This window comes from Janthinobacterium sp. FW305-128 (assembly GCF_020858135.1).
GTDB lineage: Bacteria > Pseudomonadota > Gammaproteobacteria > Burkholderiales > Burkholderiaceae_D > Janthinobacterium.
Window position 1 is genome coordinate 254210 of sequence record NZ_JACYMK010000009.1, and the last position, 24675, is coordinate 278884.

Consider the following 24675-nt stretch of genomic DNA (forward strand, 5'->3'; position numbering starts at 1 on the left):
GGCATCCCATCCATGAGCACATCCCCCATTCCTGATCCCATCGCCGCCGGCATTGCGGCAGGCTGGAACGTCACCGACGCCAGCACCCTGGGCACCGACCGTATCTTCGAGGCGGACGTCGTCGTCATCGGCAGTGGCGCCGGCGGCGGCGTGACGGCGGAAATCCTCGCGCTGGCCGGCTTGAAAGTCTTGATGGTCGAAGAGGGCGGCTTGAAGTCTTCGAAGGACTTCAAGATGCGCGAAGCGCAGGCCTATCCCGCGCTGTACCAGGAATCGGCCGCGCGCAAGACGCGCGACAAGGCGATCAATATCCTGCAGGGGCGCACGGTGGGCGGTTCGACCACCGTCAACTGGACTTCGAGTTTTCGCACGCCGTCCGGCACGCTCGAATACTGGCGCCGGCATTTCGGCTTGAGTGCCTACTCGGTGGACGCCATGGCGCCGTGGTTCGCCATGATGGAAAAACGCCTGCACGTGAGCGACTGGGCCGCGCCGCCCAATGAAAACAACGATTTATTGCGCCGTGGCGCCGCGGCGCTGGGGATTCCGACGGCCGCCATCCGGCGCAACGTGAACGGCTGCTGGAACCTCGGCTACTGCGGCATGGGCTGCCCGACCAACGCCAAGCAGTCGATGCTGGTGACGACGATTCCGTCGGCGCTGGCGCTGGGCGCGGGGTTGCTCGTGCATGCGCGCGCCGAGCGCTTCAGCTTCAAGGGCGAGCGCATCGACAGCCTGCAAGTCACTGCGCTGGACGCGGCCGGGCAAGTACCCACGGGCGTGCGCCTGACGCTGCGCGCGAAATATTTTGTGCTGGCCGGCGGCGCCATCAATTCGCCGGCCCTGCTGCTGCGTTCGCAGGCGCCCGACCCGCACGGCTTGCTGGGCCGGCGCACCTTTTTGCATCCGACCGTGGTGTCGGCGGGCCTGTTCCCGCAGCGCGTCGACGCCTATGCGGGGGCGCCGCAGACGATTTATTCCGACCATTTCCTGCACACGGCGCCCATCGACGGTCCCATTGGCTACAAGCTCGAAGCGCCGCCTTTGCACCCGCTGCTGATGGCCACCACCATGGGCGGCTTCGGCGACGAGCATGCGCGCACCATGCGCGACTTCCCCCATGCGCACGCCTTGCTAGCGCTGCTGCGCGACGGCTTTCACCATGAGGCGGTCGGCGGCAGCGTCTCCATCGACAGCTTCGGCGCGCCCGTGCTCAACTATCCGCTCACGCCGTTCATCTGGGATGGCGTGCGGCGCGCGCTGCTGTCGATGGCGGAAATCCAGTTCGCGGCCGGCGCCAGGAGCGTGTATCCCGTGCACGAGATGGCCAGCCACTACACGAGCTGGACGCAGGCGAAGCGGGCCATCGGCGATTTGCCGATGCAGGCGCTGCTGGCGCGGGTGGTATCGGCCCACGTGATGGGCGGCTGCGCCATGTCGGACGATGCGCGCCTGGGCGTGACGGGCGCCGACGGCCGCTACCACGGCGTGCGCAACCTGTCCGTGCACGACGGCTCGCTGTTTCCCACGTCGATAGGCGCCAATCCGCAACTGACGATCTATGCGCTGGCCGCGCGCCTGGCCAGCGGCCTGGCGCAGCAATTAACGGGCAAGCCGGCGCCCGTTCCCCTCTCAGGCGCTGCATGATCGCGCGCATCCTCAAGTGGCTGATGCTGCTGCAGGTGCTGGCCGTGCTGGGCTTTGCGTACCTGGCCATGCACGCGTGGGGCGTCGCCTCGCCCGCCATGGCCCTGCTGCTGGCGGGCGCCATGCTGCTGGCCGTGCGCGCGCTGATCGTGGCGCGCAATTTCTGGCAGAGCCGGCGCCTGGGCAGCCCCGTACCAGAGCAATATCAGTTGGGTGCCGGGGGCGCCGCGCGCCTGTTTTTCGGCGAGCTGCGCGCTACCCTGCGGTCCTCGTCGTGGGACATGCTGCGTCCGCGCCTGCATGCGGCCGACAACGTCGCTGGCCAGGATCTGCCGGTGCTGCTGGTGCACGGCTATGTGTGCAACCGCGGCTACTGGACGCAGCTGAGCCGGCAGCTGGCGCGCGCCGGCATCGCGCACGACGGCGTCGACCTGGAGCCGATAGGCGCCGACATCGAAGACTTCGTGCCGCAGGTCGAGCAAGCGATCGAGGCGTTGTGCGCGCGCACGGGCAGCGACCGCGTCATTATCGTCGCCCACAGCATGGGCGGCCTGGTGGCGCGCGCCTGGCTGCGCCGTTACGGCGCGGCCCGCGTGGCGCGCATCCTCACCATCGGCACGCCCCACCACGGCACGGCGCTGGCCAACCTGGCGGCGGGGACGAATGCGCGGCAGATGAGCCGCATCGACGATGCGCCCAGCGGCTGGCTGGCGCAGCTGGCCACCAGCGAGACGACGGAAACGCGCGCGCTGATCACGTCGATGTATTCGCATCACGACAATATCGTCGCGCCGCAAGCGTCCGCGCAGTTGCCGGGCGCGCGCAATCTCGCCTTTGGCGGCATCGGCCACGTGGCGCTGGCCAGCGACGCGCGCGTGCTGCGCCGGCTGCTGGCAGAAATCACTATCAAGAACGAAGTCACCCAGCCCCCTTCGGCCCCCCATTTCGCCTGAGTCCTGTTGTGTTTTGTCTGCATGGCAAGACTGTCTGTTTTGACTCTGCTGTTGCCCCTGTTTAACAACGCAAGGGGCAGATAATGCTGTTTTCCACTGGCGTACTGTATTAAGCTAGCATCGGAAGACAGGCGGTGGAAATTTGTTCTTGAGGCCGCTTGCCCCGTTCCGCAGCCTGACGACGGCCACCTATTTCTCTGGATATATGGCAAGATGTTGTAGGATTGTTATGTAGGCTGCGCAAGCGGAAAGTTGAACGCAGGCAGAAAATGAGTCCATGCAGTTTTTATTGGGGGCGCTAATTGTCCGCACGTATACTGATTATCGAAGATAACGCCACCAATATGGAATTGATGGTGTATTTGCTGCGTGCCTTCGGGTACACGCCGCTGGCTGCCTATGATGGTGAAGAGGGCGTGCGCATGGCGCGCAGCGAATTGCCCGACCTGATCATTTGCGACGTGCATTTGCCCAAGCTCGATGGCTATGGCGTCGTGGCGGAGCTGAAGAAAGACCCGCTGCTGCGCAAGATTCCTGCCTTGGCCGTGACGGCGCTGGCCATGGTGGGCGACCGCGAACGCCTGCTCGAAGCGGGCTTCAATGGCTACATCGGCAAGCCCATCGAACCTGACCTGTTCGTGGCGGAGCTGGAGTCTTTTTTACCCGGGGCGCCGTCGACGCCAGTTAAAAACGACATAGCCACCATCCTGATCGTCGATGATCATGTGCTGAACCGCGAATTCCTCACCGCTCTGCTGGGCTACGGCGGCCACCGCCTGCTGGAGGCGGCCAATGGCGCCGACGCGCTGGAAATCCTGCGCACCGAGCGGCCGGACCTGATCATCTCCGACATCCTCATGCCGAACATGGACGGCTACGAATTCGTCACGCGCGTGCACGCCGATCCCGCGCTGACCGACGTGCCCATCATCTTTTATACGGCCACCTACCGCGAGCAGGAAGCGATCCTGCTGGCGCAGGCATGCGGCGTGCGCTGGGTGCTGCCCAAGCCGTCCGATCCCGAGGTTATCGTGCGCACCGTCAACGAGGCGCTGGGGCTGATGCCGGCGGCGGCCCAGATGGCGGCGGGGCCCGGCGCGGGCGGCGGGGCGGCGCTTCCCGTCACGGGCAAGCTGGCCGGCATCGAGCATCAGGTCAGCGGCTACCTCGACGAACTCGAATCGAGCAGCCAGCAGATTTCGCAGCTGGCCAGCCAGCGCGAGGGCCAGGCCGCGCTTCCCGAAGACCTGGGCGTCATGACGGAGCGCCTGTCGCGTTCGCTGTCGAGCCTGCAGGCGGTGAGCCTGCGCCTGACGGCCCTGATCGAACTCGGCATCGAGCTGGGCGCCGAACGCGATCCGCGCGCCCTGATCGAGGCGGGCTGCAAGGTGGCGCAGAATATCTGCGTCTCCAAGTACGCCTGCATCGGCGTGCTGGAAGAGGGCGCCGAAAAGCTCAGCTATTTTTCCTCGTGCGGCGCCGAGAAGAACCTCGAGCGCATCGCCAGCGCGCCGCGCACGGGCATCCTGAACCGCTTGCTGGAACAGCGCCAGCCCTACCGGGTCAATGGCTTGAAGGGCGATCCCGGCGCGCTCGGCTTGCCCGACACGCACCCGCCCGTGCATTCCTTCCTGGGCGTGGCCATCGCTTCGCGCGAACGCAGCCACGGCTGGCTGTACCTGGTCGACAAGCTGGGGGCGAATGAATTTTCCGAAGTCGACGAGCGCGTCGCCGCGACGGTGGCGGCGCAGATCGCCGTCGCCTACGACAATCTGCTGCTGTACGACGAGATCAAGCGCCATCACGAGCAGCTGACACTGGACATGGCGGCGCGCATCCGCCTCGATGAAGACTTGCGCCGCTTCCGCCTGGCGATGGATGCCACGGCCGACGCGATTTTCCTCGTCGACCGCGCCGGCATGTGCTTCGTCGACGTCAACCAGACGGCTTGCCGCATGCTCGGTTTCGAGCGCGAGGATTTCCTGCGCGTGGGGCCGGGCCGCGCGCACGAGGGCGAATCCCAGCTCGAAGAGCTGTACAACAAGCTGCTGGCCGGCGACCAGGGCGGCCCGATGACGGAATTGCAGCTGCAGCGCAAGGACGGCTCGCCGCTGTCGGTGGAAGTGCAGCGGCGCACCCTGCGCTCGGGGCAGAGCTGGATTCTGGTGGCCGTGGCGCGCGACATCACCGAGCGCAAGGATGCCGAGCAGCGTCTGATGAAGCTGGCCCATTTCGATACTTTGACGGGCTTGCCGAACCGCAGCCAGTTTTTCGCTTCGCTGACCCATTCGCTGTCCCAGGCGGCCGAACACCAGTGGGCCGTGGCCGTGCTGTTCATGGATGTCGACCGCTTCAAGAATATCAACGATACTCTGGGCCACACCATCGGCGACGACCTGCTGCGGCAGTTTTCCAGCCGCCTCGTCGATTGCCTGCGCGTGCGCGACACCATCGGCCGCTTTGGCGGCGATGAATTTGCCACCATCCTGGTGCTGCCTGAAGGCGCACAGCATGCCGTGGGCGTGGTCGACAAGATCCGCGAGGCGATGCGCAAGCCCTTCGACTTGCAGGGCCACGAGGTGACGGTGACGGTCAGCATCGGCATTTCCGTGTTCCCCGAGGATGCGGTCGATGCGGACACACTGATTCAATACGCCGACACGGCCATGTACCGCGCCAAGGAAGCGGGGCGCGACGCCTTCCGCTTCTTCACGGCGGAAATGAATGCGCAATCGATGGCGCGGCTGGACATGGAAAATGCCTTGCGGCGCGCCATCGACAACGAGGAATTCGTGCTGTTCTTCCAGCCCAAGGTGAATATCATCTCGGGGCGCATCAGCGGCGCCGAAGCGCTGATCCGCTGGCGCCGTCCGGGCCACGGCATGGTCTCGCCGGCCCTGTTCATCCCCCTGCTGGAAGAAACGGGCCTCATCGTGCGCGTCGGTAACTGGGTGCTCGACGAGGCGTGCAAGAAGATCAGCGAGTGGGGCGCCAGCAGCATCGGCCCCGTGCACCTGTCGGTGAACGTGTCGGGCATCCAGTTCTTCGTCGGCGGCCTGGAAGAGGAGGTGCTCAAGGCCATCCGCAAGTACGATATCGCGCCCGACCTGCTGGAACTGGAGCTGACGGAAAGCTCGCTGATGTCGAACGCCGAGGAGACCATCTCCGTGCTGCGCAACCTGAAGGCGCTGGGCATCCAGATTTCCATCGACGATTTCGGCACCGGCTATTCCAGCCTGGCCTACCTGAAGCGCTTCCCCATCGACAAGCTGAAGATCGACATCGCCTTCGTGCGCGAAGTGACGAGCAATCCGGACGACGCGGCCATCGTGCTGGCCATCATCAGCATGGCGCACAGCATGAAACTGGAGGTGATTGCCGAAGGCGTGGAAAACGATGCGCAGCTGGCTTATTTGCGGCGCCACGGCTGCGACGAAATGCAGGGCTATTATTTCAGCCGCCCCGTGCCGCAGGAAGAATTCGAGCAGATGCTGATGGGGGGCAAGCTGCTGCAGGCGCCGCAGGATGATGGCAGCGAAGAGCAGCAAACCTTGCTGATCGTCGACGACGATGTCTTCATGCTCGACGTGCTCAGCGACTTCCTGGCGCAGGACGGCTACCGCATCCTGACGGCGCAGACGGCCGCCGAGGGCTTCGACGTCCTGGCGCGCCACAAGGTGCAGGTGATCCTGTGCGACCAGTGCATGCCGCTCATGAGCGGCACCGAATTCATGGAGCGGGTCAAGCACCTGTGCCCCGACACCTTCCGCATCATGCTGTCGGCCTTTGCCGACCTGACGCCCATCATGGCGGCCATCAACCGCGGCGCCGTCGACCGCTTCTACACCAAGCCGTGGAAAGGCGCCGTGCTGCGCGAGAATATCCGCGAAGGCTTCCGCTTGCACAAGCTGCTGCATGGCCCCGTGAAAGCGGCGGCTTAGGCGCTTGCCGCGCGCAAGCGACCGGCCGCCGCGTGCGCTGGCGCACCTTGGGGCGCAGCTCGCTATCGAATTAGACTCCCGTCTCTAGTTTTGCTCTCTAGAATAAAAACATCCATGTAGTGGCATGGCCTTTCACATGACGGGAGCGGGCGATGGTAAAGAAATTGAAGGAACTGGCGGAAGACACGGAATTGGCGAGCGCCGTGCGCTCGTCGGCGCAGCAGATCTGGCAAGCGGGCCTGGGCGCCTTCGCCAAGGCGCAGGAAGAGGGCGGACGCGTGTTTTCCAAGCTGGTCAAGGAGGGCACGGAATTCCAGAAGCGCGCCGAACACAAGGTGGCCGATGTCAGCGGCAGCGTCAGCAAGCTGGCCGATGGCGTGGGCAAGCAGGCCAGCGGTTCCTGGGACAAGCTGGAACAGGTGTTTGAGGAGCGCGTGGCGCGGGCCCTGGCCACCATCGGCGTGCCCATGCAAAACGACATTGCCGCGCTGCACGCCAAGATCGATGCCTTGAGCGTGCAGGTGGCCGCCCTGTCGGGCAAGGCCGCGCCGGCGGCCAAGCCGAAGGCCGTTGCCAAGCCTGCCGCGAAGACGGCGCCGAAAACGGCACCGAAGGCGGCCGTCGCCAAGGCTCCGGGCAAGGCACCGGTCAAGACGACCGCCAAGGCGGTGCCGCGCGCCGCCGCCAAGTCCGTGACCAAGCCCGTGACCAAACCAGCCGCCAGCAAGCCCGCCGTCAGGCCGGCGGCGAAGAAAAAAGCATCGCCGGCCTGAGCTGGCGCAGCATTCCTCCAGCCTGCTCGCGCAGGCTTTTTTTTGCCTGCCTTATTCGCCGCCGCCGTGGGGCGCGGTGTTTCATTACGGCTATCTTAGGTGGTATGCTTGAGGCAGAACACAGAGAGATTGCCCGCCATGCTACAAAAAGCACCACGCCGTACCCGCGAACGCATCCTGGAGTTGTCGCTGCGCCTGTTCAATGAGTTTGGTGAGCCGAATATCACGACGACCGTGATTGCGGAAGAGATGAACATTTCGCCGGGAAACCTGTATTACCACTTCCGTAACAAGGACGACATCGTCAACTCGATCTTCGTCCAGTTCGAGGCGGAAATCGAACGCATCCTGACCGTGCCCGACGGGCGCCGCTCGAATATCGAGGATGTCTGGCTGTACCTGCACCTGATGTTCGAACTGATCTGGCGCTACCGCTTTTTCTATCGCGACCTCAACGATTTGTTGTCGCGCAACCGCAAGCTGGAATTGCACTTCAAACTGATCCTGGCGCACAAGATCAAGGTGGCTACGCAGCTGTGCGAAGATTTGCGCAGCGAACAGTCGCTCGAGGCGTCGGACATGGAAGTGGCCGCCATGGCGACGAATATGGTGGTCGTCGCCACCTACTGGCTGTCGTACGAATACGTGCGCAATCCGCGCAAGTACAGCGAGCAGCAATCGATGTCCGATGCGCTGGCGCGCGGCTGCTACCAGGTGCTGTCCCTGATCGGGCCCTATTTGCGCAATGAAACGCATTTGCTGTTTCGCAAACTGTCGGAAGAGTATGTGACCAAACTCAAGAACGACTGATGCGGCTGTTGGCGCCACGTCGTCAATTACAGGAGAGATATATGGCTTGGAAACAATTTCCCTATCCGGACGCAGCATATGTCTACACCCCGCAAACCCTGGAAGCGGCCTGGTCGCGCCTGCATGCGGGCGACGTGGAGCCGTTTCCCACGCACCCTGCGCTGGTGCAAGCCTGGCTGGCCTTCCATGCGGGCGACTTCGAGCGCGCCGTGAAGCTGGGCCTGGCCGTCGGCGTGCCCGGTTATGCGGTGGCGCACAAGGCCACCTGCATCTATGCCACGCACCTGGAAGGCAATGACAGCCAGAAACTCGACATGTACGAGGAAGTGGCCGAGCGCTGCGAGCGCCAGCAGAGCGAGCAGCCGGACAATCCGGCCGGCTACTACTGGCATGCCTACAGTCTGGGCCGCTACGCGCTCGGCACTTCCGTCGTCAAGGCGCTGGCGCAGGGCATGGGGGCGCGCGTGCGCAACAGCCTGGACCGCACGATGACGATCGCGCCCATGCATGCGGAAGCGCATATCGCGTTTGGGATTTATCATACGGAAATTATCGACAAGGTCGGCGTCATGATAGGGGGGCTGACCTATGGCGCCAACAAGGAAGATGGCTACCAGCACTTCAAGACGGCGCTGGCCCTGACGCCGTATTCGGCGCTCGCGCACAGCGAATATGCGCGCGCATTGAATATGCTCGATGGAAAGAAAAAGCTGGCGGAAGCGCTGGCCTTGTATGAAAAGGCGGCCGAGTGCGTGGCACTGGACGCCAAGGAACGCCTCGAAGTCGAGGCGGCGATCGATGAATTGAAAGGGTAGGGACGACTGTGATCAAGGCTTTATGTGTGTACTGTGGCGCCAACGCGGGCGTCTCGCCGGACTATGCCGTGGCGGCGCGCGAACTGGCGCGCGTGCTGGTGGCGGAAAATATTTCGCTCGTGTATGGCGGCGGAAAAGTGGGCCTGATGGGCGTGATTGCCGATGAAGTGCTGCGCCTGGGCGGCGAGGTAACGGGCGTGATTCCCACCCAGCTGGTGGAACGCGAAGTGGGCCACATGGGCTTGACGCGCCAGTTCATCGTGAAGGACATGCATGAGCGCAAGGCGATGATGGCCAGCCTGTCCGATGCCTTCATCGCCATGCCCGGCGGTTATGGCACCCTGGAAGAACTGTTCGAGATGCTCACATGGGCCCAGCTGGGCTTGCATGCCAAGCCCATCGGCCTGCTCAATGTCGACCGTTTCTATGATGGCTTGATTGCTTTCGTGCAAAACGGCAAGGAGCAGGGTTTCATCCGCCCGCAGCACGCGGCGTTCCTCAATGCCGACGCCGATCCTGCAGCGCTGGTGCAGCGCCTGAAGGAGTGCGCGCCGTAATGCCGTTTTCGCCTGGCGGTGCGTATGCCGCCAGGCAACTATTTTCCCTGTCGCTTGCAAGGGCCATGCAGTACGCACTGCATGGCTTTTTTTATTTCCGCATGGGAAAATTGATCGGGCCTGATGAGTTAATTAATAAAAATATGGCAAAAAAATTGCAGTGATAGCATGTTTTTTTGAAAATGAAGATGATTTTTAAGCATGGCTGTGGTCTACTGGCATGGTTCAAAGTTAGGAATATCGGACACCGACGAGCGTTGTACAGACTCCCAAAAAAAAGGTGCCGGTCCATTTCAAGTTGCCACAACCACGCTACTTCATCATCTCGAAAGGATGCTATTTTGAAACCTATGACCCTCTTGCGAGCGACCGCTGTCGCCGCCATTCTGGCCAGCGCTGGCGGCGCCCACGCACAAACCACCATCATCGGCTTCGATCCGCTGGAACAACCCGGCTACTTCGGTTCCGTGTTCAAGTCCTACTCCGAAGGCGGCTACAACTTCGACAGCAGTTTCGGGCTGCTGAGCTCGGCACACCAGAATAGCCTCGCCTACGCCGGTTCGGCCGGTCTCGGCGCGACGCTCCTGTCGACGACTACCTTGAGCCGTGCCGATGGCGGCGCTTTCTCGCTGAGCTCGATCAGCCTGGCCGACTTCGTGAGCTTGCCCGGTTCCTTTGACGTGACCTTCGTCGGCCACCAGGTGGGCGGCGGCACGGTGAGCCAGACCTTCACCCTCGGCGGCGGCCACACCTTCGCCGACTACACGTTTACTGGTTTCAGCAATCTGCTGTCGGCAACGTGGAAGGAAGGCGCCTTGCATACCTTCCAGGTCGACAATATCGCCGCCAGCGTGAGCGCCGTGCCGGAACCGGCCACCTACGGCATGCTGCTGGGCGGTTTGGGCCTGCTGGGCTTCATGCTTCGCCGCAAGAACGCCGCCTGAGCCTGAACATGGTGCCGGCCATGCCGGCGCGCCTGTAAAAAAGCCGCCCGTTTTACCGGGCGGCCATGCTGACTAGCCAGCGCACTCGAACAATGCCGCCCAGTGTATGCCGGGCGGCATTTTCACGTGGACTTCATGCGCAGGCCGTCATGCGCAGCAGTTCATGACCACAGGCGCTGGCCTGACAGGTCGAGCTGGGTCAGGTACAGGCGCACGTCGAATTCGTACTGGTGGTACTGCGGTTCCATATATGTGCACAGCTTGTAGAAGGCCTTGTCGTGCTGCTTTTCCTTGACGTGCGCCAGTTCGTGCACAGCGATCATGCGCAGGAATTCCAGCGGCACTTCCTTGAACATGGTCGCCACGCGGATTTCATGTTTGGCCTTGAGCTTGCCTCCCTGCACGCGCGAGATCGAGGTATGCAAGCCCAGCGCATGCTGGATCACATGGATCTTGCTGTCGAACGCCACCTTGTTGATCGGCTCGGCATTGCGCAGGAATTCATTCTTCAAGTCCTGCACATATAGGTACAGCGATTTGTCGTTGCGCACATCGTGCGCATTCGGGTAGCGTTTTAATAACACTTCGCCCAGCTTGTCTTGCGCGATCAGTTGCTGCACTTGCGCTTGCGTTTGTTCGGAATAGGCGCTCAGGTATTTCAGGGATGGCTGCATGCGGGGAAGGGCGGGACGTGGCGCGGAGGTGTCGGTAAGGCGAGAATGTACCATACCGCCGCGCCCCGCGCTGCGCCACCCCTTGCACGGAGCTGCCAGGGCCGCCCCGTGCCTTCGCGCGCCAAGCCGTGCGTTGCCGGGCTAAGCCGCTCGCTCGGCCCGGCAAGTCCCGCAGCCCGGTCAGCCCTTGTCGTCTTCGTCCTTGCCGCCCTGACGGCCCGTGCCGCCGCTGCGCCCCGCCGTGCTGCTGCGGTTTTCATTGGCGCGCTGGGCCGATTGCCGGCTTTCGCCGCCTTTCCTGCCGATTTCCGCCATGTGTTCGCGGTTGCGGCTGACGGCTTCACCGCCTTTCTGCCCGGCACGGCGTGCTTCTTCCGAGTCGAATTCATGCGCCGTGCCTTTTTGATGGGCTGCCTGGCCGCCCTTGCTGGCAATTTCGCGTTGCTGTTCCTCATTCATGGCGGCGAAACCGCGCTTGCTCGTGCCTTTGGCGCTGCCCGATTCGCTGGCTTTCTGGCTGCTGCCAGTGCCTTTGCCCTGTTCATTACCTTGATTGCTAGCCATGTCGCTCTCCTTGCTGTCGAGTGGGGGTCAAGTGGTCTGTGCAGGCGCTCAATGCGCCTGATCGGATTGCCTGCTGTTATCGTGGCTGCGGCCCGCGCCGTCGCGGTGGCCTATGGCGTGCATTTTTTCGATCATTTCACGCTGGCGCTGCGTGGCTTTTTCCGTTTCTTCCGCTGTCTTGCGCACCACTTCGTCAGCGAAGGCCACGGCCGTGCGGCTCGTTTCGGGCAGGTGGTTCTCTGCCGTGCGGTTCATCTCGACATTGGCGTTGGCGACGAGATTGCCGAGCTGCTGCTGGTATTGGTGCAGCTTGTTACTGCTTGGCTGCAACTGGCCAGCGGCCAGCGACATGAACTCGCCCGTGTCGCGCGCGCCCAGCAGTTGCTGGCTGGCGTTGCTCCACTCGTGCAGCAAGTCCTGCGCCAGCCGCAGATGCAGCTCGCTCAATTGCTGCGCCGTATCGAACATCTTGCGCGATAGTTCCGTGGCGAAATTGCACTGGGCCTCGAGATGGGACTTCAGGGCCGGGCTGAGACTGGGGAAAATACTGTTTGTGAACATGTTCTACCTCAATGAAAAGCTGATCCAGAAAACATCCGGTGCACCGGATGCGGCGTATGGTGAAACAAGCAAAGAGATAGACGCCGGATGGCGTGCCAGGTTCCACGCCAGTTACCGGTTTGGCGCGAGAATGGGAGCTGGCAGGCGCAAAAACGCGATGGCTTTGTGTTAGATCAAATGAACGCCAGTTAGCTCGCTGCTGCTGGCAGCCATGCTGTTTGTGTGGAAAATGCCGGCTTACCGGCCCGGCCGTGCGACAATAGCCGGCTCGCGGCAGCGCAGCCGATGGCCGGCGCGCGTGGCTGAGCCGAGCATCGCCTTACTTTTTTACCTATTTCCGCGACCATGACGCATCCCGAATACATCCTGACCCTGTCCTGCCTGGACCAGCGCGGCATCGTGCACCGCGTGTCCGGCTTCCTGGCCGATCACGGCTGCAACATCCTCGATTCCGCCCAGTTCGGCGACCAGGAATCCCAGCTGTTCTTCATGCGCGTGCATTTCGCGCTGGAAGACGGCGCCGTCAGCGACGCCCAGTTGCGCAGCGACTTCGCCGACTTGTCGCAAGTCATGCAGCGCAATGGCCCCTTCCATGGCCAGTTGCACGATGCGCGCGTCAAGCCGCGCGTGATGCTGATGGTGTCGAAGATCGGCCATTGCCTCAACGATTTGCTGTTCCGCTACAAGAGCGGCTTGCTGAACGTGGAAATTCCCGCCATCGTGTCGAATCACATGGAGTTCTACCAGCTGGCGGCCAGCTACAATATTCCCTTCCACCACTTGCCATTGGCGGCCGGTGCGTCGGAAGCGGCCAAGCTGGCGCAGGAAGCGAAGATCCTCGACCTGATGGACACGCACAAGATCGACCTGGTGGTGCTGGCGCGCTACATGCAGATCCTGTCGCCCGGCCTGTGCCAGGCGCTCGACGGCCGCGCCATCAATATCCACCACTCCTTCCTGCCCAGCTTCAAGGGCGCCAAGCCGTATGCGCAGGCGCACCACCGCGGCGTCAAGCTGATCGGCGCGACGGCCCACTTCGTCACGGGCGACCTGGACGAAGGCCCGATCATCGAGCAGGACGTCGAGCGCGTCGACCATGCGATGGATGCGGAAACGCTGACGGCCATCGGCCGCGACGTCGAGTGCGTGGTGCTGGCGCGCGCCGTGAAATGGTTCGTCGAGCATCGCATCCTGAAAAATGGCGACAAGACCGTGGTTTTCCGCTGATACCGGCTTCACTATTTACTTTACCGAGACAGAAACACGATGGCCCTCAAAGCAACAATTTTCAAAGCCGATCTGCAGATCGCCGACATGGACCGCAATTACTACCAGGATCATGCGCTGACTCTGGCGCGCCACCCGTCCGAAACGGACGAGCGCATGATGGTGCGCCTGCTGGCGTTCGCCATCCATGCGGACGAGGCGCTGACCTTCACCAAGGGCCTGTTCGATACGGAAGAGCCCGACCTGTGGCAGAAGGATTTGACGGGCGCCATCCAGCTGTGGATCGAAGTGGGCCAGCCCGACGAAAAGCGCATCCTGAAGGCCTGCGGCCGTTCGGAACAGGTCATCGTCTACAGCTATGGCGCAACCAGCCACATCTGGTGGAAGCAGATCGCGAATAAACTGGAACGGGCGAAGAACTTGACCGTGATCAACTTGCCGTCCGAGGCGGCGCAAGACATGAGCAAGCTGGCGCAGCGCACCATGCAGCTGCAATGCACGATCCAGGATGGCCAGATCTGGCTGACCGACAGCGTCAACACGGTCCTGATCGACCGCGAACCGGTGAAGCCGGCACGCTGATGTTGGCTGTCTGAAACGCAAAAAGCCCGGATCGCTCCGGGCTTTTGTCATTGTGGGGGCTTAATTCGGCGCGGCACCCAGGCGCTTGATGCTGCTCGAACGCTGCATGCTGCGGCTGATGCGCGGGTCGCCGTAGTAGCTGACTTCGCCCGAACCGCCGATGCTGATGGTCAAGTCATCCTTGGCCCATACCTGCGCTTCGCCCGAGCCGCCGATGCTCACCTGCACGTCGCGCGCGGCCAGCTTGCCCGCCTGGATATTGCCCGAGCCGCCGATCGACGCCGTCAGCTGCTCGGTCTTGCCGCTGGCCTTGAAGTTGCCGCTGCCGCCGATGGCCACGGACACCTGGCGGCTGTCGAGCTCGCGCGCGTTGATGGAGCCGGAACCGCCCACGTCGAAGCGCAGATTCTCGGCCCGCAAGCCCGTTGCCGTGATGTTGCCCGAGCCGCCCACGCTGACGCGCTCCACCTGGCGCGCCTGGATGACGATGGTCAGGCTGCTCTGGCGGAAATTCGCGTTGCGCTTGGCGGGGCGGATGCGCAGGGTGCCGTTTTCCACAGCTGTCTCGATCAGCGGCAGGATATTGTCGTCGGCTTCGATGGTGACGCTGTCCGTGTTGCCGATACGCAGCTCGACCGTGCCCGGCACGTTCAGCGCCACGCCATGGAAACTGCCCACATCGCGCGTCTGTTTTTGCAGCTTCCCGCTGCCCTGGATGCTGTTGCCGGAAATCCAGTCCAGTGGCGAGGCCAGCGCCGGCGCGGCCGGCATGGCCAGCGCGCAGGCGGCCAGCAGCAGGGCGGTCGCGGCGCTGAAGCGGCGGCGGTGGAAAAGTGTCGGTGTCATTCTTGCTCCCTGTTTTGAATTGGACTGCAGGCATGGTATGCGAGGCTGCTGCGCCTGCGTAGCGCGCTGCGACAGACTGCGCCGGCAGCGGCATGGAATGCAGGAGGATGCGACAGGATGGCATGAGGTATCATGCCGGTATTGGACATACGACGACCGGCACGCGCCGCTCACACTACTGGAATTACATGCTGATCATCACCATCAAACAGGGCAAGGAAAAGAGCTTGCTGGGCCAATCGTGGATTTACGCGTCCGCGATTGAAAAAGTCGAAGGCAAGCCGCAGGAAAAAATGAAGCCCGGCTCGACGGCCATCGTGCAGAGTTCTTCGAAACAATTTATCGCCCGCGCCGCCTACAATTCGAAGTCGCAGATCCGCGCGCGCATCTGGAGCTTCAAGGAAGACGAACCGGTCGACCACGCGCTGATCAAGCGCAGGGTCAAGGCCGCCATCGAGAAAAAACTGCCAGCCATCAAGAAGGCCGGCGAAAACCAGCTGCTGACCCTGATCAAGGGTGAAGACGAGGGCTTGCCGGGCCTGGTGGTGCAACTGTTTGGCGGCGTGCAGGGCTATCTGATCTGCGAATTCAACGCCGGCGGCGTCGACGCGTGGAAAGTGGCCATCGTGCAATCGCTGATGGCGTCCACCGGCTGCGTCAACGTGTACGAGCGCTGCGACGACCTGATGCGCAAGGGCGAAGGCTTGCCCCTGATCGACGGCGCCTTGGCCGGCGAGGAACCGCCCGATGAAGTCATGCTGACGGACAACGGCGTGCGCTATGCGCTGGACCTCAAAACGGGGCACAAGAGCAAGTTCCGCTGAGAACGGCTGTGGTTCATGAAAAAGCCGGCGCGAGCCGGCTTTTTTTGTATGCGCGTCTGCAAAACGTTCAGGGCAAGGCACATCGACGCAGACAGTACGACTAGTACGGCAAGGAGATGCAACGCCGCCATGGACGTTTTTCAGGCGCGCTACTCCAGCGGCACGCTGCGGTATTTGTTTACCTCCAGCGCCGACACCGCCGGCGCATCATTGCCCCACGACGCGCGCAGATACGTGACCACGGCCGCCACTTCCGCATCATCCATGACGGGACCGAACGGCGGCATGCCGTAGGGACGCGGGTTGCCTTTTGTCCCGGGCGCGAAGCCGCCGTTCAGCACGAGGCGGATGGCGTTCACGGCCGAGACCGTCGTCAGCGCGCGGTTGCCGGCCAGCGGCGGGTAGCCGGGCGGTACACCCTTGCCGTCGGCCTGGTGGCAGCTTGCGCACTGCGCTTCATACAGTTTTGCGCCCAGCGCCAGTTGCTGCCGGGCTTGCTCCGACGTGTCGCGCGGCGCCCGTTGCGCGTGCTGCGAGGGGCCGGGCAGGCTTTTCAGGTAGACGGCCATCGCCTGCACGTCGGCGCCGCTCATGTGCTGCAAGCTTTGCCGCACGACCTCCGCCATGGGGCCGAAGACGGTGGCGCGCGGCGAGACGCCCGTTTGCAGCAAGTCCACGATATGCGCCGTGTCCCAGTCGCCCAGGCCCGCTTCCGCGTCGGACGTCAGCGACGGCGCATACCAGCCCAGCACGGGGATCAGGCCGCCCGACAGGCCGTCGTCGCTGCCGCCCAGGGTGGTGCGGCTGCTATGGCAGGCGCTGCAGTGGCCCAGGCCTTGCACCAGGTAGGCGCCCCGGTTCCATTCCATGCTTTTGCCCGTGAGCGGCTGGTACACGCCTGGCTTGAAATACAGCGCGCGCCAGGCCGCCAGGGCGATCTGCTGGTTGTAGGGGAAGCGCAGCGCGTGCGGCGTATTCTCCTGCTTGTGCGGCGGCACGCTTTGGAAATACGCATACAGGGCGTCGCTGTCTTCGCGCTGCACCTTGGTGTAGCTGGTGTAGGGAAAGGCCGGATACAGCAGCCGGCCGTCTTTCGACTTGCCGTTGTGGATGGCGCGCCAGAAATCGTCGGCCGTCCAGCTGCCGATGCCCGTTTCCTTGTCGGCCGTGATGTTGGGCGAGAGCACCTTGCCGAACGGCGTCTGCAGGGCGCGTCCCCCCGCGTAGGGCACGCCGCCGCGCGTCGTGTGGCAGGCCATGCAATCGCCCGCCTTGGCCAGGTAGGCGCCGCGCGCGACCAGCTGTTCCTGGCTCAGGGTGCTGGCAACGGCGGGCGGGCCCATGTCGTCGTCTGGGTACAGTACGAATCTGGCGCCGGCCGCAACGATGGCAACGCCGGCAATCGCGATCATCCATTTTTTCATGGCGCCACCTGCGCACCGGAGCCCGGCACGCCGCCGCAATGCAGGGGCAAGGGCAGGGCGATGCTGCTGGCGGGGCGCGCGTCGGCGCTGGCCACTTGCGTGCCCAGCCAGGCCGAGACGGCGCCCACGTCCGCGTCCGACAGGCGCTGCGCCACTTGCGCCATGCAGTCGGGCGCGTGGGCGCGGCGGATGCCGTTCTTCCAGGCACCCAGCTGGGCGTTGATATAGTCGCGCGGCAAGCCCAGCAAGCCGGGGATGGCGGGCGCCACGCCGGCCAGCTTCTCGCCATGGCAGGCGATGCAGGCGGGAATCTTTTTACTGGTATCGCCGTGCAGCACCAGCTGCTTGCCGCGTTCCAGGGCCATCGTGCCGGCGCCGCTGGGCTGGGCCGGCGGCGGTGCAGGGTGCTGCGCCGCAAAATACTCGGCGATTTCGCGCATGTAATCGTCGGGCAAGTGTTCGACCATGTAGTTCATCATCGGATACTGGCGCCGTCCCTCGCGAAAGTTCAGCAGCTGGTTGTACAGGTAGCCTGAAGGCTTGCCGGCGATGCGGGGAAAGAAGGCGTCGTGGCGTTCCTTCGGCGCATGGCAGGCCGTGCACGCCTTGATGCGCTGTTCCAGGCTGTCGTGGCCGGCTGGCAGCGCGGCGGGCGCGGCCAGCACCATGCCGGGCCAGGCGATAGCCAGGGCCAGCACCAGCACGCGGGGAGAATGCAGTAGCATGGGGAGTTGCATGGGGAAATAACCTGTCTCGTCGGTCGATGTGCCGTGCCGGTGTTGCTGCCCGGATGTTGTTACCCTAGCATATACCGGGTACTGTCACTGTGACAGGATCAGTTGTGCAATAAAACTACGGATCAGTTTGAGGAGCAGGGTTGAAACGATATGAGGAATTGGCGGAAGAAGTCGCCGCCATGATAGCCACGCAGTTGTTGCTGCCTGGCGATAAATTGCCCTCCGTACGCCAGCAGCATGCGCGCAGGGGCGTCAGCCCGTCGACCGTGTTCCAGGCGTATTATTTGCTCGAAGCGCGCGGCATGATCGTCTCGCGTCCCCGCTCCGGCTATTACGTGGCGCCGCAGCGCGCCGCGCTGGCCCCCGAGCCGGACAGTTCCCACCCGCTCGACGCCAGCACCACCGTCGATGTCAGCGACCTCGTGTTCGAGGTGCTGGGCGCCGCGGGCGCGCGCGATATCGTGCCGTTCGGCTCGGCCTTTCCCAGCCCGCAGCTGTTCCCCATGGAGCGGCTGGCGCGGGCCGTGTCGGCCAGCATGCGCCGCCTCGACCCGTGGAGCACCGTCACCGATTTATCGCTGGGCAATGCCGAGCTGCGCCGCCAGATCGCCCTGCGCTACCAGCTTGACGGCGTGCCCGTTTCCAGCGACGACATCGTCATCACGAATGGCGCGCTGGAAGCGCTGAACCTGTGCCTGCAAGCCGTCACGCGGCCCGGCGACACGGTGCTGATCGAGTCGCCCAGCTTCTATGCCTGCCTGCAGGCGCTGCAGCGGCTGGAACTCAAGGCCGTCGAGATCGCCACCAGCCCCCGTGACGGCGTCGACCTGGCCGCGCTGGAAGAGTTGCTGCAACGCCACGGGCCCAAGGCGTGCTGGCTGATGACGAGTTTCCAGAACCCCCTGGGCAGCCTGATGCCGCCGGAAAAGAAGCGCGCGCTGGTCGAACTGCTGGCGCGCCATGGCGTGCCGCTGATCGAGGATGACGTGTATGGCGAGCTGTATTTCGGCAAGCAGCGTCCGGGCCTGACGAAAAGCCACGACAGCGCGGGCCTCGTCATGCATTGCAGCTCGTTTTCCAAGACCCTGGCGCCCGGTTTCCGGCTGGGCTGGGCCGTGGCGGGCCGCTATGCGCGCCAGGTCGAGCGCTTGAAACTGACGACGAGCCTGTCTGCGCCCATCCCCCTGCAGATGGCGCTGGCCGATTATCTGGCGCAGGGCGGCTACGACCGCCATTTGCGCCAGCTGCGCTTGACCCTGGCTGCGCAGCAAAACACCATGCTGCAAGCGATCGCCGTGCATTTTCCGCCCGGCACGCGGGTAACGCGGCCGCAGGGCGGCTATTTCGTCTGGGTTGAAATGCCGGCGGGCATCGATGCGCTGGCCCTGCACCGCAGCGCGCTGGCGGCCGGCATCAGCATCGCGCCCGGCCCCATCTTTTCCGCCACGCGCGCGTTTCGCCACTGCATCCGCCTCAATTATGGCCACCCGTGGAGTCCGCAGCTGGAAGAGGCCATCGCCACCCTGGGGCGGCTGGCGCAGAGGGCGGCAAGCGGCACATGAAAAAAAGTCCTTGCGCCAGCAAGTGTTTCATTCCAAAAGGAAATATTGCTGTTATATTGAAGTATCTATAACGAATGATGGGAAAGATAATGGATAACACGCAGCCGGAACTGGGTCGTACGCAAGATACGACGCTGGCCATTCTGTCCCACGTTGGCGGCCTGTTCACCAGCTGGGTGGCGCCGCTGATCATTTACTTGATCAAGAAAGACGATGCGGATCAATTCTCGGCCGAGAATGCCCGCGAAGCGCTCAATTTCCAGATCACCCTGATCATCTGGTATTTCGCCTGCTTCATCCTGTCGTTCGTGCTGATCGGCCTGTTCCTGTTCTGGATCGTGGCGCTGGCCAATCTGGTGTGCTCGATCGTCGCTGCCGTCAAGGCCAGCAATGGCGTCACTTACCGCTATCCCCTGACCTTGCGCCTGGTTAAATAAGGCTGCGCCGGCCGCCGGGTGTCAGCCCGGGCGGCCGGGCAGTATCAGGAATGACGCAAAGTCGGGCGCCACTGTGGTGGCAGTCCCTGTTTCGTGCGACCATAGCACGACCACCGGCTCGCCCGATGGACCCGTTTGCGCATAGTCAAAACAATAGTAATCGCCCGTGCCGAACTGGGCAAAGGGCAGCAGGGATGCGGCATCGCCGTCATCCGTATTCTCGAGCCACTCTTGCCAGTCGGTGCGGTAATGGCGTTCTATCGATTCCCACGTCTTGCGCGCATTAGCCGCGTCGTAGACGGGAAATATGCTCAAGGCGCCCAGCGCGCGGCCATTGTTGACCAATAACCATTGTACGTAGGACGCGGGCAGCCCACGCCCCAGCGCCTGTTCGGCGGCGGTGATCGCGTCAGGCGTGGTGCCGATGGACTTGTTCTTGCTCATGTTGCAGGAAGGCGCGCCGGCTCAGGCGGCGACTGGCGGCGGGGCAGGCGGGGTGCTGACGCGCGGCGCTTTTTGCGGCGCCACCTTGCCGCCTTCGGCGATCCAGCGGCGGTACACGCGCAGGGCCACTTGCGCATCGTCGGCCGCGTACAGGATCTGCTTTTCCGTCAGGCGCGACGTGGCCCAGTTGGTGGTGGAGATCTTTTTCGATTTCTGCAGATGCAGGCCGAAAAATTTGGCCACGGCCGTCTTCGCGCCCAGGTCGTTGCGCTGGCCGCCGCGCAGGGCGACGGACAGGTCGAGCACCTGGGCTGGCGCGATGCCCAGCTTGTTGCGCAGGCGCTTGACGTCGTCGGACAGGCCAAAGCCCACCTTCAGGGTGGTGGTCGATTCGAGGATGGCTTTGAGTTCGGCCAGGGCCGGCGCCGGCGTGCTGCCCACCTGGAACAGGTAGGCGATGTCGTCGGTAGCCAGCTGGATCAGATGCGGCCCCGTGGAGGACTCGCCCTTCACAAAAGTAGGCTTCGACTCCGTATCGAAGCCGATGGCGTCCGCTGCCAGCAGGGCGGCCATGGCCGCCTGTGCATCATCGCTGGTACGTACCAGCTTGACGTGGTCGAGGGCGATGCCTTGATACGGGGGGAGTGGCGGTACGGCAGCTGTGTCCATGAAACCGGATCAGCCTTTGCGCGAGAATTTCGCGGTCAGCTGATTCAGTTTTTCCAGGCGCAAGCGGTTCGCTTCTTCGGCGGCCGCCGCGTCGCGCTCGGCTTTCTTGCGCTCGGCTTCCTTCTTGAAGCGCTGCTGCAAGACTTGCGTGGCGTGGTCGCGGTGCGTTTGCGTCACTTCCGCGCCGGCCGTGCCGTCGAGGTCGTAGCGGATCTTGGCTTTTTCCATCACGCGCAGGTAGCGCAGCGAACCCGTGTGGATGCCCAGCGCCGTGCGCATCAGCTTGCGGTCCAGGTCCGGCAGGCGCGCCAGGATCTGCTTGTCGATACCGATCGACAAGGGCAGGCAATCGCGGAATGGCGGGAATTGCTCCTGGAACTGCTTCAGCAGCGCGCGTGCGGTCAGGCCGGCAGGCGCCGGCGTGGTCGCTGCGGCCGGTGCCGCCGCTGGGGCTGCATCGACTGGCGTGTCAGGAGTGGTGGCTTGCTGGTCTGGCGTGGAGCTGGTCATCGACATCATTGGTTGGGCTATAAAAGGGGAGCATAGCACGCGCCACAGGCAAGTGCATTGTCTTTTTTGGCAACTTGCGCTGCAACAAGCGGGTCCGCCCTACAGCGGACACAGCGCGAAATACGGGAAATGTGTATAATGTCGGCTTGCGCTGATGACTGGACCCCGTTTTTGATGGTCTGGCTCAGGTGTGCAGGGGATAGGAGCAGTGCGGTGCAGGGCCATCATTATTGATATTTTTGATATCAGACATTTTGCTTATCAATTATCCAGATAACTGGCCTTCGTGCATAATCTTGCTCTCCGCTGTGTCTTCACTGAACAACAATAGATTCAAGCCCGTTCTGGTACGGGCTTTTTTTCATTCCGCAATGTACATCGCTTATTTATCTGACCCGGCTTCGGCCCCGCCGCTCCGCATGACGGATGCGCGGGCTTTGAACGTCCCGATAGACAGGCGCCGCTGCCGTTAACACGGCAGCCGCAACAATACGCTCCATCGAGTCCGGTTTCGCAGGCTTAGGTGGAATCATTCACTTCGCGCCGACACCATCTGGTCTCGCATTAAGAGATATCTCATGAAGAATACGCCAAAAACTTTAACGTTGTCCGCCAAGGCGCCACGCCCAGCCGCGGCGCCACTTGCCGTACCCAAAACGACTTTATCTTACTTCATCGATAATGCGCAAGCGAATCCGGAAGCCACCGTCACGACGGCGCCGACCGTCGTCACCGTGGTGAAGAAAAGCCGCTCGCGCCTGGCTGCCGTGCCGCCGGCCGATGCGGCTGCCGAAGCGCCAGCGGCGGCTGTCGACGCCGTTGCCGAAGTGGCCGAGGTGGCCGACGCCGCACCGGCCAAAACGCCAAGCGTGAAGGTCGCCCCCGGCGCCAAGGCCCCGGCCGCGCCGCGCAAGGTCAGCGAAAGCGCCGCCACGAACAAGGTGGTGACGGCAGCCCGCTCGAAAGTCGTGCGCGCCAAGCCTGAGGCAGCGCCCGTGACCATCATCACCGGCGCGCAAGTGGTCAGCAAGACCACGGACGCCGATGCCCTGGCCGCCATCGACACCTCGAATTACTTCCTGCCGACCGTCAAGGTGCCGGGCCGCCGCGGCCGCAAGCCGAGCGAATTCACGCCGGAAAACGATGAAGTGGCGGCACTGAACGCCGTCGAGCGCGCCGAACTGAAGGCCGTGTCGAAAGCGCGCGACCGCAAGGCCAAGGGCGGCCTGGCGGACGCGCTCGGCGATCCGGAAGCATCGGCAGCGGACCTGGAACGCCGCCGCAAGCAGATCACGGGCTTGATCAACATGGGCAAGGAACGCGGTTTCCTCACCTACGCCGAGATCAATGACCAATTGCCGGAAAACATCATCGATCCGGAAGCGATCGAAGGCATCATCGCCACTTTCAACGACATGGGCATCGCCGTCTACGAGCGCGCCCCTGACGCGGAAAGCCTGTTGTTGACTGACAACGTCGCCACCGTCACCAGCGACGATGAAGTGGAAGCGGCTGCCGCCACTGCCCTGTCGACGGTCGACTCCGACTTCGGCCGCACCACCGACCCCGTGCGCATGTACATGCGTGAAATGGGCGCCGTGGCGCTGCTGACGCGCGAAGGCGAGATCGAGATCGCCAAGCGCATCGAAGGCGGCCTGAAAGACATGATTCAGGCTATTTCCGCCTGCCCCACCACGATCGGCGAAATCGTTGCGCTGTCGCAAAAAATTGCGCGCGATGAAATCAAGGTCGATGAAGTGGTCGACGGCTTTGTGGATTTGAACGAAAGCAATGCCCCGGCGCCGGCCGCCGCTCCCGCCGCGCCTGCCGCCGCCAGCGGTGACGACGAGGAAGAGGAAGAGGAAGCCGAGGAAGAAGACGGCGACGCCAATGGCGGCGCTGCCGGTTTCTCCAGCGAGCAATTGGCCCAGCTGAAAAAGAATGCGTTGGAGAAATTCAACGTCATTTCCACGCAGTACGACAAGATGCGCAAGGCGCCCGAAGGTTACAACTCGAAAGCCTACATCAAGGCGCAGGAAGCCATTTCGCAGGAATTGCTGGGCATACGCTTCACGGCCAAGGTCGTGGAAAAGCTGTGTGACACTCTGCGCGGCCAGATGGAAGAAGTGCGCCACATCGAGCGCGCCGTGCTGGAACTGTGCGTGAACAAATGCGGCATGCCGCGCGCCCACTTCATCAAGGTGTTCCCGGGCAATGAATGCGACCTGGAATGGGTCGACCGCGAAGTCGACTGCAAGTACCCGTACAGCGCCATCCTCAGCCGTAACGTGCCTGCCGTCAAGGAACTGCAAAAGAAGATGATCGACCTGCAAGCGCGCGTGGCCCTGCCGCTGGCGGACTTGCGCAAGATCAACAAGCAGATGGCTGCCGGCGAAAAGCGCGCGCGTCACGCGAAACGCGAAATGACGGTCGCCAACTTGCGCCTGGTCATTTCGATCGCGAAGAAATACATCAACCGCGGCTTGCAATTCCTCGACTTGATCCAGGAAGGCAACATCGGTCTGCTGAAGGCCGTCGATAAATTCGAATACCGCCGCGGCTACAAGTTCTCGACCTACGCCACCTGGTGGATACGCCAGGCGATCACGCGTTCGATCGCCGACATGGCCCGCACCATCCGCGTGCCGGTGCACATGATCGAAACGATCAACAAGATGAACCGCATCTCGCGCCAGATCATGCAGGAAACGGGCAGCGAGCCGGACCTGGCGACCCTGGCCGTCAAGATGGAAATGCCGGAAAACAAGGTGCGCGAAATCATGAAGATCGCGAAAGAGCCGATTTCCATGGAAACGCCGATGGGCGAAGATGGCGATTCGCAACTGGGCGACTTCATCGAAGACAACACGACGTTGGCGCCGCTGGACGCCGCGCTGCACGCCTCGATGCGCAACGTGATCAAGGAAGTACTCGATTCCCTGACGCCGCGCGAAGCGAAAGTGCTGCGCATGCGTTACGGCGTGGAAATGTCGAACGACCACACGCTGGAAGAAGTGGGCAAGCAGTTCGACGTGACGCGCGAGCGCATCCGCCAGATCGAAGCGAAAGCCATGAGCAAGCTGCGTCAGCCTTCGCGTTCGGACAAGCTGAAGACTTTCCTGACGCAAAACTAAGCGGTCAGCAGGCAATAAAAAAAGAGGCGCAAGCCTCTTT

The 24675-nt window shown here is 63.0% G+C and carries 24 protein-coding genes; 15 read left to right on the plus strand and 9 right to left on the minus strand.

What is annotated here, in order from left to right; translation table 11 throughout:
• The first annotated feature begins 12 nt into the window (after positions 1–12).
• The 9 genes from IGS60_RS19900 to IGS60_RS19940 all read left to right on the plus strand — a co-directional run bounded on the left by IGS60_RS19900 (position 13) and on the right by IGS60_RS19940 (position 10440).
• Positions 13–1647, plus strand: a complete 1635-nt coding sequence (locus IGS60_RS19900) for a GMC family oxidoreductase (protein ID WP_230505931.1) — start codon at positions 13–15, stop codon at positions 1645–1647.
• On the plus strand, positions 1644–2600 hold the full coding sequence (locus IGS60_RS19905; RefSeq protein ID WP_230505932.1) for a triacylglycerol lipase: 957 nt from the start codon (positions 1644–1646) through the stop codon (positions 2598–2600). The genes IGS60_RS19900 and IGS60_RS19905 overlap by 4 nt, the downstream gene beginning before the upstream one ends.
• A 302-nt stretch (positions 2601–2902) precedes the next feature.
• Positions 2903–6541, plus strand: coding sequence for an EAL domain-containing protein (locus tag IGS60_RS19910; RefSeq protein WP_230505933.1), 3639 nt, complete (start codon positions 2903–2905; stop codon positions 6539–6541).
• Between the two features lie 152 nt (positions 6542–6693).
• Entirely contained in the window at positions 6694–7314 is a 621-nt protein-coding gene (locus tag IGS60_RS19915) for a phasin family protein (RefSeq protein ID WP_230505934.1), read from the plus strand.
• 138 nt (positions 7315–7452) lie between these two features.
• Positions 7453–8124, plus strand: a complete 672-nt coding sequence (locus IGS60_RS19920) for a TetR/AcrR family transcriptional regulator (protein WP_034758777.1) — start codon at positions 7453–7455, stop codon at positions 8122–8124.
• Between the two features lie 41 nt (positions 8125–8165).
• Positions 8166–8939, plus strand: coding sequence for a hypothetical protein (locus IGS60_RS19925; RefSeq protein ID WP_070224976.1), 774 nt, complete (start codon positions 8166–8168; stop codon positions 8937–8939).
• An 11-nt stretch (positions 8940–8950) separates the two neighbouring features.
• On the plus strand, positions 8951–9496 hold the full coding sequence (locus IGS60_RS19930) for a TIGR00730 family Rossman fold protein (RefSeq protein ID WP_046682536.1): 546 nt from the start codon (positions 8951–8953) through the stop codon (positions 9494–9496).
• Positions 9496–9660, plus strand: coding sequence for a hypothetical protein (locus tag IGS60_RS19935; RefSeq protein WP_230505935.1), 165 nt, complete (start codon positions 9496–9498; stop codon positions 9658–9660). Before IGS60_RS19930 ends, IGS60_RS19935 begins: the two co-directional genes overlap by 1 nt.
• A 186-nt stretch (positions 9661–9846) precedes the next feature.
• Positions 9847–10440: a PEP-CTERM sorting domain-containing protein gene (locus IGS60_RS19940; protein ID WP_070224977.1), complete on the plus strand. Its 594-nt coding sequence runs from the start codon at positions 9847–9849 to the stop codon at positions 10438–10440.
• 161 nt (positions 10441–10601) lie between these two features.
• Here IGS60_RS19940 and IGS60_RS19945 read toward each other — a convergent pair whose 3' ends face one another.
• From IGS60_RS19945 to IGS60_RS19955, 3 genes are all read right to left on the minus strand, one after another.
• Positions 10602–11114, minus strand: a complete 513-nt coding sequence (locus tag IGS60_RS19945) for a YgjP-like metallopeptidase domain-containing protein (RefSeq protein WP_070224978.1) — start codon at positions 11112–11114, stop codon at positions 10602–10604.
• Positions 11115–11294: 180 nt separating this feature from the next.
• Complete coding sequence (locus tag IGS60_RS19950; protein ID WP_070224979.1) at positions 11295–11678, minus strand: KGG domain-containing protein; 384 nt, start codon at positions 11676–11678, stop codon at positions 11295–11297.
• A 48-nt stretch (positions 11679–11726) separates the two neighbouring features.
• Positions 11727–12239 (minus strand): phasin family protein, encoded by a 513-nt coding sequence (locus tag IGS60_RS19955; protein WP_070224980.1) that lies wholly within the window; start codon positions 12237–12239, stop codon positions 11727–11729.
• A gap of 345 nt (positions 12240–12584) precedes the next feature.
• On the opposite strand from IGS60_RS19955, the gene purU reads away from it, so the two are divergent.
• Positions 12585–13466: a formyltetrahydrofolate deformylase gene (purU, locus tag IGS60_RS19960; protein WP_230505936.1), complete on the plus strand. Its 882-nt coding sequence runs from the start codon at positions 12585–12587 to the stop codon at positions 13464–13466.
• 39 nt (positions 13467–13505) lie between these two features.
• On the plus strand, positions 13506–14048 hold the full coding sequence (locus IGS60_RS19965) for a YaeQ family protein (RefSeq protein WP_070291303.1): 543 nt from the start codon (positions 13506–13508) through the stop codon (positions 14046–14048).
• Between the two features lie 60 nt (positions 14049–14108).
• On the opposite strand, the gene IGS60_RS19970 is transcribed toward IGS60_RS19965, so the two are convergent.
• Positions 14109–14894 carry a head GIN domain-containing protein gene (locus IGS60_RS19970; RefSeq protein ID WP_070224986.1) on the minus strand — a complete coding sequence of 262 codons (786 nt, stop codon included), beginning with the start codon at positions 14892–14894 and terminating at the stop codon, positions 14109–14111.
• Positions 14895–15082: 188 nt separating this feature from the next.
• Between IGS60_RS19970 and IGS60_RS19975 the strand changes: the two genes are divergently transcribed.
• On the plus strand, positions 15083–15718 hold the full coding sequence (locus tag IGS60_RS19975; protein ID WP_070224987.1) for an SAM-dependent methyltransferase: 636 nt from the start codon (positions 15083–15085) through the stop codon (positions 15716–15718).
• Between the two features lie 149 nt (positions 15719–15867).
• On the opposite strand, the gene IGS60_RS19980 is transcribed toward IGS60_RS19975, so the two are convergent.
• Together IGS60_RS19980 and IGS60_RS19985 are read right to left on the minus strand one after the other, a co-directional pair.
• Positions 15868–17142 carry a cytochrome c gene (locus IGS60_RS19980; protein ID WP_230505937.1) on the minus strand — a complete coding sequence of 425 codons (1275 nt, stop codon included), beginning with the start codon at positions 17140–17142 and terminating at the stop codon, positions 15868–15870.
• Positions 17139–17810 (minus strand): c-type cytochrome, encoded by a 672-nt coding sequence (locus IGS60_RS19985; RefSeq protein ID WP_230505966.1) that lies wholly within the window; start codon positions 17808–17810, stop codon positions 17139–17141. The genes IGS60_RS19980 and IGS60_RS19985 overlap by 4 nt, the downstream gene beginning before the upstream one ends.
• 209 nt (positions 17811–18019) lie before the next feature.
• On the opposite strand from IGS60_RS19985, the gene IGS60_RS19990 reads away from it, so the two are divergent.
• Entirely contained in the window at positions 18020–19441 is a 1422-nt protein-coding gene (locus IGS60_RS19990) for a PLP-dependent aminotransferase family protein (protein WP_230505938.1), read from the plus strand.
• An 89-nt stretch (positions 19442–19530) separates the two neighbouring features.
• Positions 19531–19878, plus strand: a complete 348-nt coding sequence (locus IGS60_RS19995; RefSeq protein WP_070224992.1) for a DUF4870 domain-containing protein — start codon at positions 19531–19533, stop codon at positions 19876–19878.
• Between the two features lie 21 nt (positions 19879–19899).
• Here the strand turns inward: IGS60_RS19995 and IGS60_RS20000 are convergent, their stop codons facing one another.
• The 3 genes from IGS60_RS20000 to IGS60_RS20010 are packed head-to-tail and all read right to left on the minus strand — an operon-like array spanning position 19900 to position 21510.
• Positions 19900–20322 carry an SMI1/KNR4 family protein gene (locus tag IGS60_RS20000; RefSeq protein WP_070313169.1) on the minus strand — a complete coding sequence of 141 codons (423 nt, stop codon included), beginning with the start codon at positions 20320–20322 and terminating at the stop codon, positions 19900–19902.
• A gap of 21 nt (positions 20323–20343) precedes the next feature.
• Positions 20344–20991 carry a 3'-5' exonuclease gene (locus IGS60_RS20005; protein ID WP_070313170.1) on the minus strand — a complete coding sequence of 216 codons (648 nt, stop codon included), beginning with the start codon at positions 20989–20991 and terminating at the stop codon, positions 20344–20346.
• A 9-nt stretch (positions 20992–21000) separates the two neighbouring features.
• Complete coding sequence (locus IGS60_RS20010; protein ID WP_070224995.1) at positions 21001–21510, minus strand: ProQ/FINO family protein; 510 nt, start codon at positions 21508–21510, stop codon at positions 21001–21003.
• A gap of 569 nt (positions 21511–22079) precedes the next feature.
• Between IGS60_RS20010 and rpoD the strand changes: the two genes are divergently transcribed.
• Entirely contained in the window at positions 22080–24635 is a 2556-nt protein-coding gene (rpoD, locus tag IGS60_RS20015; RefSeq protein WP_070224996.1) for an RNA polymerase sigma factor RpoD, read from the plus strand.
• The last annotated feature ends 40 nt before the right edge of the window (positions 24636–24675 follow it).

What these genes read in the sequence shown, in the direction of transcription:
- IGS60_RS19965 (WP_070291303.1), top strand. Translation starts at nt 13,506, where the DNA reads ATGGCCCTCAAAGCAACAATTTTCAAAGCCGATCTGCAGATCGCCGAC.
- IGS60_RS20010 (WP_070224995.1), bottom strand. Translation starts at nt 21,510, where the DNA reads ATGATGTCGATGACCAGCTCCACGCCAGACCAGCAAGCCACCACTCCT.
- IGS60_RS19950 (WP_070224979.1), bottom strand. Translation starts at nt 11,678, where the DNA reads ATGGCTAGCAATCAAGGTAATGAACAGGGCAAAGGCACTGGCAGCAGC.
- IGS60_RS19940 (WP_070224977.1), top strand. Translation starts at nt 9,847, where the DNA reads ATGACCCTCTTGCGAGCGACCGCTGTCGCCGCCATTCTGGCCAGCGCT.
- IGS60_RS19970 (WP_070224986.1), bottom strand. Translation starts at nt 14,894, where the DNA reads ATGACACCGACACTTTTCCACCGCCGCCGCTTCAGCGCCGCGACCGCC.
- IGS60_RS19975 (WP_070224987.1), top strand. Translation starts at nt 15,083, where the DNA reads ATGCTGATCATCACCATCAAACAGGGCAAGGAAAAGAGCTTGCTGGGC.
- IGS60_RS19980 (WP_230505937.1), bottom strand. Translation starts at nt 17,142, where the DNA reads ATGAAAAAATGGATGATCGCGATTGCCGGCGTTGCCATCGTTGCGGCC.
- purU (WP_230505936.1), top strand. Translation starts at nt 12,585, where the DNA reads ATGACGCATCCCGAATACATCCTGACCCTGTCCTGCCTGGACCAGCGC.
- rpoD (WP_070224996.1), top strand. Translation starts at nt 22,080, where the DNA reads ATGAAGAATACGCCAAAAACTTTAACGTTGTCCGCCAAGGCGCCACGC.
- IGS60_RS19995 (WP_070224992.1), top strand. Translation starts at nt 19,531, where the DNA reads ATGGATAACACGCAGCCGGAACTGGGTCGTACGCAAGATACGACGCTG.
- IGS60_RS19945 (WP_070224978.1), bottom strand. Translation starts at nt 11,114, where the DNA reads ATGCAGCCATCCCTGAAATACCTGAGCGCCTATTCCGAACAAACGCAA.
- IGS60_RS19900 (WP_230505931.1), top strand. Translation starts at nt 13, where the DNA reads ATGAGCACATCCCCCATTCCTGATCCCATCGCCGCCGGCATTGCGGCA.
- IGS60_RS20000 (WP_070313169.1), bottom strand. Translation starts at nt 20,322, where the DNA reads ATGAGCAAGAACAAGTCCATCGGCACCACGCCTGACGCGATCACCGCC.
- IGS60_RS19985 (WP_230505966.1), bottom strand. Translation starts at nt 17,810, where the DNA reads ATGGTGCTGGCCGCGCCCGCCGCGCTGCCAGCCGGCCACGACAGCCTG.
- IGS60_RS19935 (WP_230505935.1), top strand. Translation starts at nt 9,496, where the DNA reads ATGCCGTTTTCGCCTGGCGGTGCGTATGCCGCCAGGCAACTATTTTCC.
- IGS60_RS19915 (WP_230505934.1), top strand. Translation starts at nt 6,694, where the DNA reads ATGGTAAAGAAATTGAAGGAACTGGCGGAAGACACGGAATTGGCGAGC.
- IGS60_RS19920 (WP_034758777.1), top strand. Translation starts at nt 7,453, where the DNA reads ATGCTACAAAAAGCACCACGCCGTACCCGCGAACGCATCCTGGAGTTG.
- IGS60_RS19905 (WP_230505932.1), top strand. Translation starts at nt 1,644, where the DNA reads ATGATCGCGCGCATCCTCAAGTGGCTGATGCTGCTGCAGGTGCTGGCC.
- IGS60_RS20005 (WP_070313170.1), bottom strand. Translation starts at nt 20,991, where the DNA reads ATGGACACAGCTGCCGTACCGCCACTCCCCCCGTATCAAGGCATCGCC.
- IGS60_RS19925 (WP_070224976.1), top strand. Translation starts at nt 8,166, where the DNA reads ATGGCTTGGAAACAATTTCCCTATCCGGACGCAGCATATGTCTACACC.
- IGS60_RS19955 (WP_070224980.1), bottom strand. Translation starts at nt 12,239, where the DNA reads ATGTTCACAAACAGTATTTTCCCCAGTCTCAGCCCGGCCCTGAAGTCC.